Genomic DNA, 14,806 nt, shown 5'->3' on the forward strand with positions numbered 1-14,806 from the left:
GGAGGCCCACGATGGCCGACGTCCACGAGACCCAGCTCTACTGCCTCGCCGACCCGACGTACTACGACACCCCCGGACGGCTGCGGGACGGGGACAGCCGCTACCCGCTGGGCCTCGGCGAGCCGCCCGAGGGCTGGCGGCGGGAGCAGCGCGGGCTGTGGACGGTGCTGCGGCCCGACGGCGGCCGCCTGCCCGAGCAGGGCTGGAAGCTGCACGTGTCGGCGGCGCAGGACGGCGCCGAGCGGACGCTGGCCGTCGTCGCGGGGATCTGCACCGCCCGCCGGGTGGCGTTCAAGTTCCTGCGCAGCCCGGCGGCGCTGCGGGTGGCCAACGGCAAGTACGCGGGGCGCGGCGGCAGCGGCAAGTTCGTCACCGTCTACCCGGCCACGGACGGTGAGTTCCTCTCCCTGGCCGAGGAGTTGGCCGAGGCGCTGGCGGGCTTCCCCGGGCCGTACGTGCTCACCGACCTGCGGATCGGCGACGCCCCGGTGTACGCCCGCTACGGGGCCTTCGTCGAGCTGTGGTGCCGGGACGCGGAGGGCAGGACCGTCCCGGCCCTGCGGGACCCCGCCGGCGCGCTGGTGCCGGACCCGCGCGAGCCGGCCTTCCGGCTGCCCGCCTGGGTCGAGCCGCCGGCGGCGCTGCGCCCGCACCTGGCCGCCCGGGAGGCGGCCGGCGGGGACCTGCCGTACCGGATCGTCGAGGTGCTCCAGGTCTCCAACGCGGGCGGGATCTACCTGGCCGAGAAGCACGGCACGGGCGAGCGGGTGGTGCTGCGCGAGGCCCGCCCGTACGCCGGGCTGGACGGCACCGGGGCGGACGCCCTGACCCGGCTGCGGCGCGAGCGGTGGGCGCTGGAGCGGCTGGCCGGGCTGGCGTGCGTGCCCCGGCTGCACGAGGTGCGCACGGTGTGGGAGCACACCTTCCTGGTGCAGGAGCACATCGAGGGCGTCCAGCTGTTCGCCGAGGCGATCCGGCGCTACCCGCTGGTGCACCAGAACTGCACCGCCGAGCAGCGCGCCGCGTACGCGCGGTGGGTGGGCGGGGTGGTGGACGGGCTGGCGGAGGCGCTCGACGCCCTGCACGCGCGGGGCGTGCGGTTCGGGGACCTCCACCCGGCCAACGTGGTGCTCCGGCCGGACGGGTCGGTGGTGCTGGTGGACTTCGAGTACGCGGCCGAGCTGGACGACCGGCGGGTGCCGACGGCCGGCGCCGCCGGGCAGCACGTCCCGCCTGGTCTGGGCGGCGCCGAGGCCGACCGCTACCTGCTGTGGGCCACCTGGCTGATGCTGCTGATGCCGGTGATGGAGCTCGCCGACTGCGACCCGGGCAAGCTCCCGGCGCTGGAACGGCGGGCGCGGGAGTGGTTCGGACTGGGGCCGGAGGAGGGGCCGGTGCGGCCCGCGGCGGTGGCGCGGGTGGAGTCGGCGAGCGAGCGGCGCGGCCGGGAGCTGCTGGCCGGGCCCTCGCTCGACCCGGTGTGCCGGGAGCTGGTCGCGGGCATCCACGCGGGCGCCACCCCGGACCGCCCGGACCGGCTCTTCCCCGGGGACGTGGCCGGCTTCGCCGACGGCGGGACGGGCGTGTCGCACGGCGCGGCCGGGGTGCTGTACGCGCTGCACCGCGCCGGGGCCGACTGGCCGCAGGAGTACGCGGACTGGCTGGTCGCGGCGGTGCGCCGGCGGGCCGACCGCCCGGCCGCCGGCGGGCTGTACGACGGCCCGCTCGGCATCGCGCTGGCGCTGGCCCGGATCGGCCGGACGGAGGCGGCCGAGGAGCTGGCCGGGCGCGCCCGTACGGCCCTCCCGGCGCGCGCGGCGGGCCTGTTCGGCGGCCGGGCCGGCGCGGCGCTGGCCCGGCTGCGGCTGGCGGACGCGCTGGACAGCCCCCGGGAGCTGGCCCACGCGCTGGACGACGCACGGGAGTTGGCCGGAGTGCTGCGCGGCGAGCCGGTGCCCGGGCTGGACGAGCCCGCGGCCGCCGGGCTGCTGTACGGGCTGGCGGGCGTCGCGCTGCTCCAGCTGCGGCTGTACCGGCGGACCGGGGAGCGGTGGCTGCTGGACTCCGGGCGGGTGGCGCTGGAGCGGGCGGTGGCGCGGTGCGTCCGGGTGCCCGACGGGTCCGCGCAGGTGCTGGAGTCCGGGCGCAGGCTGGCCTACCTGGACCGGGGCAGCAGCGGGATCGCGCTGGTGCTGCGGGAGTACCTGGAGCACGGCGAACTGCCGGGCGGGGAGGCCTTCCTGGCCGACGTGCGGAAGGTCTGCGCGCCCGGGTTCATCCGGGAGCCGGGGCTGTTCCGGGGCCGGGTCGGGCTGACGCTGGCGCTGGACCGGCTGGGCGGGGCGCCGGCCCGGGAGGCGGTGCTCGGGCAGGTGGGCAGGCTCCAGTGGCACCTGGTGGCCCGGCCGGAGGGGCTGCTGGTGCCCGGGATGCGGCTGCGCCGCTTCTCGGCGGACCTGCACACGGGCGCGGCCGGGGTGCTGCTGGCGCTGTCCGGGCTGACGGAGGGGCGCGGGGCGGAGCGGGCGGACGTGCTGGACCTGCTGACCCTGGGGTGAGCGGGGCCCGGGGCTGTCACACGGGTTCCGGGGACCGCGCGGGCGCCGCGACGGCGGTCTGCGGTGCCCCGACGGCGGTCCGCACCGCCCGCTCCCGGGCGTGCAGATGGGTGAGCCGGGGCAGGGCGTACAGCGCGGCGTGGGCGGTGACCTCGCCGGTGGGGGAGGTGACCGCCCCGGTGTCGGTGAGCGCCTCCAGGGTGCGCAGGGCGAGCCGTTCGGGCCGGCCGAGGGCGGCGGCGGCCTCCGGGAGGGTGAAGAGCAGGGCGAGCGGCAGGGCGGCGAGCCGGGCGAGGGCGAGCCGGCCCTGGTCGGTGAGGTCGCGCCAGCCGGAGTCCAGCCGGGCCCGGACGGTGACGTCCCCGGCGACCAGTTCGTCCAGGGCGCCCGCCGGGTCCTCCAGCCGGGCCGCGTACTCGGCAAGCGGGAGGTGGCGCAGCACGGCCAGCCGGGTGCCCGCGACCCGTACGGCGAGCGGCAGCAGCCCGCAGGCGGCCGCGATCCGGGCGGCGGCCGCGCGGTCGGCGCCGGTGCGGCCGGTGCCGACGATGCGGCCGAGCAGGTCCAGGGCCTCGGCGGGGGCGAGCGGCGGGACGGCGATGCGGCGCACCGAGGCGAGGCCGGCCAGCTGGCCGCGGGAGGTGACCAGGACGGCGCTCGGGCCGAAGCCCGGCAGCAGCTCGCGGACCACGGCCTCGCCGGGGGCGTCGTCCAGGACCAGCAGCAGCCGGCGGCCGGCGAGCGAGGCGCGCCAGAGCGCGGCGGCCCGGGCGGTGTCGGCCGGGGCGGTGTCGGCCCGTACGGTGTCGGGGTGGGCCGGGTCGGCGGGGCCGGGACCGGTCCGGTCGGCCCCGGCCGGTGCGGTGCTCGGGCGCCCGGTGAGGGCGGCGAGTTCGGCGAGCACCTCGGGCAGCGGGCGGGCGGCGCCGTCCTCGGTGCGCAGCCGGACCAGTACCCGGCCGTCCGGGAAGCGGTCGGCGAGCAGGTGGCCGGCGTGTACGGCGAGCGCGGTCTTGCCGCTGCCGGCCGGGCCGGTGAGCACCGCGACACGTCCGCCGCCGGAGCCCAACTCGTCGACAAGCTGGCGTAGTTCGTCGGTTCTCCCGGTGAAGTCGGCGGTGTCGGCGGGCAGCAGGGAGCCGCCCGGGCCGGTGCCGCGGTCCGGGCGGGCGGCGGTGGGCAGGGAGCGGCCGCGGGCCAGCAGTTCGCGGTAGCGGGCGGTCAGCGCGGGGCTCGGCTCCAGGCCCAACTCGCGGGCGAGCAACTGGCGGTGGGTGTCGTAGACGGCGAGCGCCTCGGCCTGCCGGCCGGAGAGGTGGAGGGCGTTCATCCGGGCGGCCTGGAGGCGCTCGCGCAGCGGGTGGCGCTCGGCGAGTTCGGCCAGGTCCTCGGCGACGGCGCCGGCGTTGCCGAGCTCCAACTCGGTCTCCGCCCAGTCCTCGTGGACGCCCAGGCAGCGGGCCTCCAGCCGGTCCGCCTCCGCCGCGACGGCGGGGGAGCGGCGCAGGTCGGCGAGCGGCGGGCCCTGCCAGAGGTCGAGGGCCTGGCGCAGCAGCCGGGCGGCGGGGGCGAGCGCCCCGCCGTCGGCGGCGGCCCGGCCGGCCCGGGCGAGGGCCCGGAACCGGAGCAGGTCCAGCTCGGGCTCGGCGACCCGCAGCAGGTAGCCGGCCGCCGAGTGCGACAGCCGGTCGGGCCCCTCCTCGCGGCCGAGCAGGGTGCGCAGGGTGCAGATGTAGACCTGGAGGTTCTTCCGGGCGGTGCGCGGCGGCTCCTCGGGCCAGACCGCGTCGGTGAGCAGGTCGACCGGGACGGCGGTGTTGGCGCGGCTCAGCAGGACGGCCAGGACCAGCCGCTGCTTCAGCGGGCCGAGGGCCAGCGGGCGGCCGCCGGCCTCGCCGGTGAGCGGGCCGAGGACGGCGAAGCGCAGCCGGGTGGGGGTGGCGGGCTGGGCCAGGGGCATCGGCGTACCTCCGGGGCGTGGGCGGCGGCAGTGCGGCGGTGTAGCAGGTGGTGGGGGCCGTGCGGTGGTGGGCGCAGGCTACTTGACGGCCGATCGGCGCTGAAGACCACGGAATCGACCGGCTTCGGTCACAGCGGCCGCACAACCGGGGTGCCGGAAGGTGGGATCGACGGGGGGTTTCGTACGGCTGTGCGGACGGCGTTCCGGCAGGTCGGGCGCGGTGGCGGGGGCCGGCCGGACCGGGCGGACGGAGGGCGCGCGGGGCGCCGCCGGACGGGTGCGCGGGGCGGTGGGGAGGGGCGCGTTCCGGCGGTTCTCGACCCGGGCTCAGCGCCGCGGCGAGCGCGGCCCGAGCGGGCGGCGCGGTCGCGGGCGGCGGCCCGACGGCCGGTCAGAAGGCTGCGGGCGAGCGGATGGCAGGCGGTGGACGAGCGGACAGGAGGTCCCGGTCGCGCGGTCGGGAGGTCCCGGTCGGGGGCCGGGAACTCGGGCCCAGCGGCCCCGGACGGGCGGGCCGAAGGGCCCTGGGGCGCGGAGGCGGCCTGTTCGGATCATGGAGCGCCACCCATTCGCACGACGTTCCGAAGGAGTGCGTCCTTGAGCGCCACCCAGGCACAGGGCGACCCCACCTCACCGCCGACGACCCTCCCCGCAGGGGCGGTCAGGGCCAGGAGGCCCGGTTCGGCCCTGGTCAGACTGCTGACCACCACCGACCACAAGACGATCGGCACCATGTACCTGGTGTCCTCGTTCGCGTTCTTCCTGATCGGCGGCATCCTCGCCCTGGTCATGCGCGCCGAACTCGCCCGGCCCGGAACGCAGATCCTCTCCAACGAGCAGTTCAACCAGGCGTTCACCATGCACGGCTCGGTGATGCTGCTGCTGTTCGCGATGCCGCTGTTCACCGGCTTCGCCAACTGGATCATGCCGCTCCAGCTCGGCGCGCCGGACGTCGCCTTCCCGCGGCTGAACATGCTGTCCTACTGGCTGTTCATGTTCGGCTCGCTGATCGCCGCGGCCGGCTTCGCGACCCCGCAGGGCGCCGCCGACTTCGGCTGGTTCCTCTACGCGCCGCTGTCCGACGCGATCCACTCGCCCGGCGTCGGCGCCGACATGTGGATCATGGGCGTGACGCTGTCCGGCTTCGGCAGCATCTTCGGCGCCGTCAACTTCATCACCACCATCATCTGCATGCGCGCGCCCGGAATGACCATGTTCCGGATGTCCATCTTCTGCTGGAACGTGCTGCTGACCTCGGTGCTGGTGCTGCTGGTCTTCCCGGTGCTGGCCGCCGCGCTGCTGGCGCTGGAGTGCGACCGCAAGTTCGGCTCGCACGTCTTCGACCCGGCCAACGGCGGGGCGATGCTCTGGCAACACCTGTTCTGGTTCTTCGGCCATCCCGAGGTGTACATCCTGGCGCTGCCGTTCTTCGGCATCGTCTCGGAGGTCATCCCGGTGTTCAGCCGCAAGCCGATGTTCGGCTACTCCGGCCTGATCGCGGCCACCATCGCGATCGCCGGCCTGTCGGTGACGGTGTGGGCGCACCACATGTACGTCACCGGACAGGTCCTGCTGCCGTTCTTCTCCTTCATGACCTTCCTGATCGCCGTCCCGACCGGGGTGAAGTTCTTCAACTGGGTCGGCACCATGTGGAGGGGCTCACTGAGTTTCGAGACCCCGATGCTCTGGACGGTCGGCTTCCTGGTCACCTTCCTCTTCGGCGGCCTGACCGGCGTGCTGCTCGCGGCCCCGCCGATCGACTTCCACGTCTCCGACTCGTACTTCGTGGTCGCGCACTTCCACTACACGCTGTTCGGCACCGTGGTCTACGCGATGTTCGCCGGCTTCCACTTCTGGTGGCCGAAGATGACCGGCAAGAAGCTCGACGAGCGGCTCGGCCGGATCACCTTCTGGACCCTGACCGTCGGCTTCCACGCGACCTTCCTGGTCCAGCACTGGCTGGGCGCCCAGGGCATGCCGCGCCGCTACGCCGACTACCTGGCCTCGGACGGCTTCACCACCCTGAACACCGTCTCCACCATCGGCTCGTTCCTGCTCGGCCTGTCGATCCTGCCGTTCCTCTACAACGTCTGGAAGACCGCCAAGTACGGCGAGAAGGTCACCGAGGACGACCCGTGGGGCTGGGGCCGCTCGCTGGAGTGGGCGACCTCCTGCCCGCCGCCGCGGCACAACTTCGTCAAGCTGCCGCGGATCCGCTCCGAATCCCCGGCCTTCGACCTCCACCACCCGGACATCGCGGCCCGGGACGTCCTGGAGCACAGCGGCAAGCCCGCCACGCACCTGGGCGACGTGGAGCCGGCGAAGTACGACCGGCCGCTGAGCCGGGCCGACCGGGCGCGGGTGGCGCCCGCCTCCACCGACTCGCCCTCCTCGGACGGCTGAGTCCGCTCCCCCCGAACGCCGTCCCCGCCCGCGTCGCTGCCCCCGGGCGGGCGGGGACGGCCCCGTCCGCTCCGCTCCTCACCCTCCTCACCAACCCCTTCGTGACCAGGAAGGCCGGGTCGTGAACCACACCGTTCTCGCCATCGGCACCGCCGCCCTCACCGCGAGCGGCTGTGTCTGGTACCTGCCCGCCATCGCCGACCTCCAGGCCGGCGCCGACCGGCCCCGCTCCACCCGTACGGCCGCCGCGGCCTGCGTGCTCTGGTGGGCCGGGCTCGCGCTCGCGGGCGGGCTGCTGCTCGTCCTGTCGGACTGGCGGCCCGCCGCCCAGATCGCGCTCGCCGGACTGGTGGGCGGCGCGGCGCTGCGGGTGCGGGCCCTGGTGGACCGCCGCCGGGAGGTACGGGAGACGGCGGTCCGCTGGGCCGCCCTGGACGCGGGGCCCGCCCCGCGCTCCAACCGGCCGCCGGCGCTGGCCCTGGCGGGCTGGCTGGTGGTCGGTGCGGCCGTCGCCCTGCTCGGAGCGGCGGCCATCCTGCTGTCCGGCGGCGGCGAGGTCGTGCCCCGGGTGGTGCTCGCGGCGGTCAGCGGCGCGGGCGTCGCGCTCGCCTTCCTGCTGATGGGGCTGGGGAACGTCCGGCGGCAGGGGCGCTGAGGGCGCCCGGACCGGGCACGGGTCCGTACGGCCCCGGCCCGTACGGCACGGGTCCTGCGGCCCGGTCCGAATGGGGCCGTTGGGCCCTGGGCCCGCGGCCGGTCGCGGGGGGATGATGCCCTGGGCCCCGCTGGGAGTGTGCGGGGGTGACGAAGGTGGAGCCGCGTGATGGCGACCAAGACGGAGGGTGCCGAGGCCTCGGCACCGGTCCGGGTGTTCCTGCTGGACGACCACGAGGTGGTGCGCCGCGGGGTGCACGACCTGCTGGACGGCGAGCCGGACCTGGAGGTGGTCGGCGAGGCGGCGACGGCCGAGCAGGCGCTCGTCCGGGTGCCGGCCCTGCGGCCCGACGTGGCAGTGCTGGACGTCCGGCTGGGCGACGGCGACGGCGTCTCGGTCTGCCGTGAGCTGCGCTCGCGGATGCCCGGGCTGGCCTGCCTGATGCTGACCTCCTTCGACGACGAGGAGGCTCTGCTGGACGCCGTGATGGCGGGCGCCGCCGGGTACGTGCTCAAGCAGATCAGCGGGACCGACCTGGTCGCCGCCGTCCGCACCGTCGCCTCCGGGCGCTCGATGCTCGACCCCGGCGCCGCGACCCGCCTGCTGAACCGTCTGCGCAGCGACGCCGAGCCCGCCCAGCCGGTCACCACCGGACCGGGCCTGACCGTGCGCGAGCAGGAGGTCCTCGAACTCATCGGCGAGGGCCTGACCAACCGGCAGATCGGCGAGCGGCTCTACCTCGCCGAGAAGACCGTCAAGAACCACGTCTCGCGGCTGCTCGCCAAGCTCGGCGTCGAGCGCCGGGTGCAGGCCGCCCTGATCGCCACCGAGCTGCGCCAGGCCTCCGCCGCCCCGCAGCCCTCCGTGCTGCGCTCCGGCCGGTACTGACCCCGGGCCCTGCCCGGCGGGTCCTCCGGGTCCTGTCGGGCGGGGCCGTGGGCCGTGGGGCCCGGGGCCGACGGCCCGCCGGGCGGGGCCCTCGCCGGGCCCCGCCGGGACCATCGGCCCTCGCGGCCCGGCCCGGGCCCGGGCGAGCATCGCTCGCATGAACCGCGACCACGTCCCGTCTCCTCGGCCCGTCCCGTCCCCCCGGCCTGTTCCGTCCCCTCGGCCCGTCCCGCACGACCGCCCCGTCCCGGCCGACCGTCCCGACCTTCCGGAACTGCGCGAACTCGACCGGAAGCGGTCGCTGGAGCTGCTGGCCCGGGCCGACGTCGGCCGGGTGGTCTACACGGTGGACGCCCTCCCGGCCGTCTTGCCGGTGCCGTTCCGGCTGGCCCCCGGCGGAGTGCTGCTCTCGGCCCCGGCCGGCTCCGAACTGGCCCGGGCGGTGGACGGCGCCGTGATCGCCTTCGAGGCCGACGAGGTGGACGGCCGGGACGGCTCCGGCTGGTTCGTCACCGTCCTCGGCCGCGCCCAGGTCCGCCCGGCCACCAGGGCGGCCGACCCGGGCGGCACGGTCCGCATCCGCATCCGCCCGGAACTCGTCATCGGCCGCCGCCTGGCCTGAAAGGGCCTACGGGCCCAGCAACGCCCCGGCGGTGCGCAGGAGTTCGGCGTCCGCCGCCGCGTCCGCGGTGCCGGCCAGGCCGGAGCGGAAGAGCGAGGCGCCCTCGATCAGCATCACGAACACCCGGGCGCGGGACCGCCGTTCCTCCTCCGTCAGGGCCGGGCGGCGTTCGGCGAGGAAGCAGGCGACCAGCTCCTGGTAGCGGTCGTAGAAGGCCCGGACGGCGGCGGCCACCGAGGGGTCGCGGGCGGCCAGCGCCCACAGTTCGGCGAACAGGCGGACCAGGCGCATGTCCTGCTGCTCGGCGAGCAGTTCGCGGAGCAGGGCGTCCTCGTCGCGGCCCGGGTCGAGCAGCGGCGCGAGCCGTTCCACCGAGCGGGCGAGGACGCGCTCCAGTACGGCGGCCACCAGCTCGGCGTGGGTCGGGAAGTAGTGCTGGAGGTGCCCGAGACGGACGCCCGCGGCGGCGGCCACCGCCCGCATGGACAGCTCGCCGCTGCCCGTCGTGACCAGCAACTCCTCCGCGGTGTCCAGCAGTTGCTCCCGCTTCTGGGCACCCTTGCCGCTCAGGCCCCGGACGCTGCTCATGCCGCCGCCTCCGTGCCGCGCGCTCCGTCCGCCGCGGTGACCGTGACGGTGACGCCGAGGGCCGCCAGGTCCTCCAGCACCCGCCCGGGGCGCGGGGTCTGCTCCGGGAAGGCCACCCCGGCGGGCGGCGGGGCGCCGTCCGTGCCGAGCGCCCGGCGCAGCGCCAGCAGGGCGCCGACGGCGGTGAGTCTGGCCTGGCCGGCCCGGTCCTCGACGGTGGCGGTGAGGGTGCGTCCGCCGGAGGTGACGTCGGTGCGCAGCAGGGCGGTGCCGCCCTCGCCGGGGGAGTAGAGCAGGGCGCGGCGGGCCGGCTCCCAGCGGTCGCCGCGGCCCCAGCGGAAGAAGCCGGCGTGCCGGGCCGCGAGCAGGGCGGTGGTGGAGGAGCGCGAGCTGAAGCCGATCCGGGTGGCGGCGGTGGTGGTGCCCAGGGTGAGCGGGAGGGTGAACTGCTCGGGCGTGTCGATCCCGGCGACCAGCGTCGGGGCGTCGCCGATCCGGACGGTCCGCGGGCGGCTGAGCGGCACGACGGAGCGGCGCCGGCCGTCCTGCACCACCTCGTAGTCGAGCCCCAGGCGGTCCATGAACTCCACCGAGTCGGCGCCGGCCCGGTCCGCGAGATCCCAGCGGATGGCGGTCTCGATCCGCTCGGCCCCGCCCAGCCGGTCCGCCAGGGCGGCGGCGACCAGGCTGGTCACCCCGCCCATCCAGGCCGAGGAGAGCAGCACCGGGGCGGTCGGGCGCAGCAGGGCGGCGAGCGTGGCGGCCCGCTGGAGCCGGGCGGTCCAGCGGGTGACGTCCACGTACGGGACGCCCGCGCGGACGGCGGCCCGCAGCACCCGGTCGTCCGGGTCGTTGACCACCCCGACCACCGCCCGTACGGCGGCGGTGAACGGCTCGGGGTCGGCGAGGTCCCAGCGGCGGGCGGTGGCGTCGTCCAGTTCGGCGGCGAGGGTGCCGCCGCGCTGCTCGGAGCGGCCGGTGAGCAGCAGCGGCCAGGAGGGGGAGGCGAGCCGGGCGAGTTCGGTGCCGACGGTGCCGTAGCCGCCGACCAGCAGGACGGGGCCGTCGGGGTTGTGACGGAGGCGGTCGGAGGGGAAGGTGGGGTGCACGGGGATGCCGCCGGAAACGGGTTCGGTGCTCATGGGAGACAAATATAGGTCACACGACCTAAAATTGTCGTCATGACTGAATCCACTGTTACCGGTTCCACCGATGACCTGTGCTTCTTCGACAGCGGCCACGGCCGCCTCGCCTACCTCGACGCCGGCACGGGCGAGCCGCTGGTGCTGCTGCACGGCGGCCTGCTGGACCACCGGAGCTGGGCGGACCAGCTCCCCGCCCTGCTGCCCGCGTACCGGGTGATCGCGTTGGACACCCGCGGCCACGGCGCCTCCGACAACGCGAGCCGGCCGTTCCGGCCCGCCGACGACCTGGCGGACCTGCTGCGCCACCTCGGCCTCGGCCCGCTGACGGTGATCGGGCTGTCCATGGGCGGGACGATCGCCCTCGACCTGGCGCTCGAACACCCGGAGCTGGTCCGCGCGTTGGTGATCAGCGGCAACGGCACCAGCGAGTCCGAGTTCACCGACCCGTGGCTCGGCGAACTCGCCGCCGACCAGACCGCGGCCCTCGCCGAGGGCGACGGCGAGGGCTGGATCGACTCCTTCACCCGGCTCGCCTCAGGGCCGCACCGCCGCCTGGACGAGGTCGACCCGGAGGTGGTGCGCCGGCTCAAGGAGATGACCCGGAACACCATTTCCAAGCACACCCCCGACGACCCCCAGTACCTGGTGCCGGTCACCGACACCTGGAAGCGGCTGACCGGGATCACCGTCCCGCTGCTGGCGATCAACGGCGGCATCGACTCGGCGGACCACGTCAACCTGGCCGAACGGGTCGTCCGCACCGTCGTCGACGGCCGCGCGGTGACCGTCGAGGGCACCGGGCACTACCCGAACATGGAGCGGCCGGCGGAGTTCAACGCCCACCTGCTCGCCTTCCTGGGCGCCCTGCGGGGCTGACCGCCCCGCGGCCGCCGCTGGCTCGGCCGCCGCGCGGCGAGGGAGGCCGCGCGGTCCGAGCAGGGATCAGGGCCCGACTGGGGTCCAGGACCCGAGCAGGTCTCAGGAGCCGACCGGGGCCTCCCACGCCAGCCGGGTGCCGCCGCCCTCGGCCGGGTCGACGGTGAACGAGCCGCCGACCCGGTCGGCGCGCTCGGCCAGGTTGCGCAGCCCGCTGCGCCGCCCGCCCTCGGGCACGCCGACGCCGTCGTCCGTCACGGTCAGGGCCACCCGCCCGGCCAGCGCGCGCAGCGTCACCTCGACCCGGGACGCCCCGGCGTGCCGGGCGGCGTTGCTGAGCGCCTCGGCGAGGACCGCGACCACGTGCCCGGCCAGCTCCTGCGGCACGTCGGTGTCCAGCAGGCCCTCCATGCTCAGCCGGGGCGCGAAGCCGAGCGGCCCCTGGGCCTCGGTGACCACCCGGGTGGCCCGGGCGCGGAGGCCGCGGTCAGGCTCGCTGTGGGCGCGCAGGCCGAAGATGGTCGAGCGGATGATCTTGATGGTCTCGTCCAGGTCGGCCACCGCCCGGGCCACCCGGTCCGCCGCGGCCTGGCTCTCGATCAGCCGGCCCGCGCTCTGCAGCGTCATCCCGGTCGCGAACAGCCGCTGGATCGCCAGGTCGTGCAGGTCCCTGGCGATTCGGTCACGGTCCTCCAGCAGGTTCAACTGCTCGGCGTCGCGCCGCCGTTCGGCCAGCTCCAGGGCCAGCGCGGCCTGGTCGGCGAAGCCCAGCAGCGGGCCCGTCTCCTCCGGCCCGAAGGCCGGCTGCCCCTGCGCCCGGGCCAGCAGCAGCACGCCCCGCCCGTACCCGGCACCGGTGCCCAGCGGCACCGCCACCGCCGCGCCCAGCCCGTCGAAACGGCCCGCCGGACCGGCCGGGAAACGGGTGTCGGAGGCCAGCTCGTCACTGGTGGCCGGCGAACCGGAGGCGTACGCGGCGCCGGACAGCGTGCCGTCCACCGGCACCGTCACCCCCAGCCGCGCGGAGGGATCGGCGCCGAGCGCGACCTCCACCGTCAGCTCCTCGGCCCGCTCCTCCGGGCCGGCCAGCGCCACCGAGACGTCCGCCAGCTCGGCACCGGAGATCTCCCGGGCCCGGCGGGCGATCAGCTCGACCACCTCCAGCCGCGGCGCCCCCGACAGCAGGCTGCGGGTGATCTCGGTGCTCGCCCGCAGCCAGCGCTGGCGCAGCTGCGCCTCCTCGTACAGCCGGGCGTTGTCGATCGCCACCCCGGCCGCGACCGCCAGGGTCGAGATCACCGCCTCGTCGTCCTCGTCGAAGTCCAGCCCGCCGCGCTTGTCGGTCAGGTAGAGGTTGCCGAACACCTCGCCGTGCACCCGCACCGGCACCCCCAGGAAGGTGTGCATCGGCGGGTGGTTCGCCGGGAAGCCGGCCGAGGCCGGGTGGTCGGACAGCACCGGGCAGCGCAGCGGCCGCGGCTCGCGGATCAGCTCGCCCAGGATGCCCCGGCCCGACGGCGGCGGGCCGATCTCGGCGATCTCCTCCTCGCTCAGGCCCACCGTCAGGAACTGCGACAGGGTGTGCCCGTCCGGCCCGATCACCCCGAGCGCCCCGTACCGGGCGTCCACCAGGTCGGCGGCGGCCTCCACGATCCGGTGCAGCGCCTGCGCCAGGTCCAGCTCACGCCCGACCGCCAGCACCGCCTCCAACAGGCTGTGCACCCGGTTCTGCGTGCCGCGCGCCGCGTCGATCCGCCACTGGAGCTCCTCCAGCAGCTCGTCCAGGCGCAGCCGTGGCATCCGCGCGCCGCCACCCGCCGCGCCGCCGTCCGCTCCGCCCACCGCTGTCCTCCTCGTCGTCCTGCCCTGACCAGCCCGTCCACCGTCCGGACGCACCCCGCCCACCGTCCGGACGGCCCCCGCCGCCCGACCCGACTCGGGTGCCGTCCGACCAGCGGGATTGCCGTGTTCACGGTAGTGCCCCGGTGTCGGCGGTCGGGACGGCGGGGTCGGCCGTAGGCTCCGTCGGGCGGGCCTTTCGTCCCGTCGCGGAGGGTCCTGCGGCCTCTGCCGCCGGGCCGTGTGCGGGTGCCAGGGTGGGGGAGGAGCGGACGGGGCGTCAGAGCGCACCGCGGCCCGCACCGAACCGCCGAGCGTCGACAGCGTGTCGACAGTGTGGAGGAAGAGACATGACGTCAACCGTGCTGGCCGGGGTCGACGGGTCGCCGCAGAGCACCGCGGCCGTTCACTGGGCCGCCGCCGAGGCGGTGCGCCGGGGCGCCTCGCTGCGCCTGGTGCACGCCTGGCCGTGGCTGACCGACGGGGTGTCCTCCTTCGCCGAGTCGGACGACCTGCCCGAGGCCGTCCGCCGCACCCTGGCCGAGGCCGCCGAGGACGTCCGCGGCCTGCACCCGGACCTGACCGTGGAGACCGACGCCGTCCTGGACGCGCCGGTGGACGGTCTGCTGGCCGCCGCCGCGGAGGCGGAGCTGCTGGTGCTCGGCTCGCGCGGCCGCGGCGGCTTCACCGGGCTGCTGCTGGGCTCGGTCAGCATCTCGGTGGCCGGGCGCAGCACCGTGCCGCTGGTCGTGGTGCGCGAGGCCGGAACGGCGGGCGAGAGCGGCAAGGGCGAGGTGGTGGTCGGCGTGGACGCCCACACCCCGGAGCCGGAGGTGCTGGACTTCGCCTTCCGGGCGGCGGCCCTGCGCGGCGCCCGGGTCCGGGCGGTGCACGGATGGGACCTGCCGCCGGTGTTCGGCTACGCGGGCGGGGCCGTCCCGGCCGCCGAGCTCGGCCAGTTGGAGGCGCTGGAGGCCGAGCTGCTCTCGCTCGCCCTGGCCGGACCGCGCGAGCGGTACCCGGACGTCGAGGTGGTCGAGGACGTGCAGCTCGGGGCCGCCCGCGCCCTGGTCGAGGCCTCCGCGGGCGCCGCCCTGGTGGTGGTCGGCCGGGGCCGCCGCCCGATCGAGTTCGGCCCCCGGCTCGGCCGGGTCGCGCACGCCGTCCTGCACCACGCCGAGGCTCCCGTCGCGGTCGTCCCGCACGGGTGACGGACGCCCGTCCGGTGGATCCGCCCCCGTCCCGATCCACCGGACGGGCCTGTGCCCGCCA

Annotated in this window: 11 protein-coding genes; 7 read left to right on the top strand and 4 right to left on the bottom strand. The window is 76.4% G+C overall.

The genetic code is table 11. The features are described 5' to 3' along the window. Nucleotides 1–11 precede the first annotated feature (11 nt). On the top strand, nt 12–2,558 hold the full coding sequence (lanKC, locus tag ACFY4B_RS12165) for a class III lanthionine synthetase LanKC (RefSeq protein WP_387967529.1): 2,547 nt from the start codon (nt 12–14) through the stop codon (nt 2,556–2,558). A gap of 16 nt (nt 2,559–2,574) precedes the next feature. On the opposite strand, the gene ACFY4B_RS12170 is transcribed toward lanKC, so the two are convergent. Next, nucleotides 2,575–4,518, bottom strand: a complete 1,944-nt coding sequence (locus ACFY4B_RS12170; RefSeq protein WP_387967531.1) for a BTAD domain-containing putative transcriptional regulator — start codon at nt 4,516–4,518, stop codon at nt 2,575–2,577. A 597-nt stretch (nt 4,519–5,115) separates the two neighbouring features. On the opposite strand from ACFY4B_RS12170, the gene ctaD reads away from it, so the two are divergent. The 4 genes from ctaD (at nt 5,116) to ACFY4B_RS12190 (ending at nt 9,086) form a co-directional block, all read left to right on the top strand. Then, nucleotides 5,116–6,921 (top strand): cytochrome c oxidase subunit I, encoded by a 1,806-nt coding sequence (gene ctaD / locus ACFY4B_RS12175; protein WP_387967533.1) that lies wholly within the window; start codon nt 5,116–5,118, stop codon nt 6,919–6,921. Nucleotides 6,922–7,042: 121 nt separating this feature from the next. Beyond that, nucleotides 7,043–7,576 (top strand): hypothetical protein, encoded by a 534-nt coding sequence (locus tag ACFY4B_RS12180; protein WP_074003717.1) that lies wholly within the window; start codon nt 7,043–7,045, stop codon nt 7,574–7,576. A 168-nt stretch (nt 7,577–7,744) separates the two neighbouring features. Continuing rightward, complete coding sequence (locus tag ACFY4B_RS12185; protein ID WP_074003716.1) at nt 7,745–8,464, top strand: response regulator transcription factor; 720 nt, start codon at nt 7,745–7,747, stop codon at nt 8,462–8,464. Nucleotides 8,465–8,621: 157 nt separating this feature from the next. Continuing rightward, the gene (locus ACFY4B_RS12190; RefSeq protein ID WP_082346202.1) at nt 8,622–9,086 is read left to right on the top strand and encodes a pyridoxamine 5'-phosphate oxidase family protein; all 465 of its coding nucleotides are present in this window, start codon (nt 8,622–8,624) and stop codon (nt 9,084–9,086) included. Between the two features lie 6 nt (nt 9,087–9,092). Here ACFY4B_RS12190 and ACFY4B_RS12195 read toward each other — a convergent pair whose 3' ends face one another. Further along, complete coding sequence (locus ACFY4B_RS12195; protein ID WP_049659243.1) at nt 9,093–9,674, bottom strand: TetR/AcrR family transcriptional regulator; 582 nt, start codon at nt 9,672–9,674, stop codon at nt 9,093–9,095. Then, on the bottom strand, nt 9,671–10,816 hold the full coding sequence (locus ACFY4B_RS12200; RefSeq protein ID WP_387967536.1) for a saccharopine dehydrogenase: 1,146 nt from the start codon (nt 10,814–10,816) through the stop codon (nt 9,671–9,673). The genes ACFY4B_RS12195 and ACFY4B_RS12200 overlap by 4 nt, the downstream gene beginning before the upstream one ends. A 39-nt stretch (nt 10,817–10,855) precedes the next feature. Here ACFY4B_RS12200 and ACFY4B_RS12205 point away from each other — a divergent pair, with 39 nt between their 5' ends. Next, nucleotides 10,856–11,695 (top strand): alpha/beta fold hydrolase, encoded by an 840-nt coding sequence (locus tag ACFY4B_RS12205; protein ID WP_117486647.1) that lies wholly within the window; start codon nt 10,856–10,858, stop codon nt 11,693–11,695. A gap of 102 nt (nt 11,696–11,797) precedes the next feature. Here ACFY4B_RS12205 and ACFY4B_RS12210 read toward each other — a convergent pair whose 3' ends face one another. Further along, nucleotides 11,798–13,495, bottom strand: a complete 1,698-nt coding sequence (locus tag ACFY4B_RS12210; protein WP_074003842.1) for a GAF domain-containing protein — start codon at nt 13,493–13,495, stop codon at nt 11,798–11,800. A 389-nt stretch (nt 13,496–13,884) separates the two neighbouring features. Here ACFY4B_RS12210 and ACFY4B_RS12215 point away from each other — a divergent pair, with 389 nt between their 5' ends. Continuing rightward, nucleotides 13,885–14,745, top strand: a complete 861-nt coding sequence (locus tag ACFY4B_RS12215) for a universal stress protein (protein WP_375873659.1) — start codon at nt 13,885–13,887, stop codon at nt 14,743–14,745. The last annotated feature ends 61 nt before the right edge of the window (nt 14,746–14,806 follow it).

The organism is Kitasatospora sp. NPDC001261, assembly GCF_042896795.1.
GTDB lineage: Bacteria > Actinomycetota > Actinomycetes > Streptomycetales > Streptomycetaceae > Kitasatospora.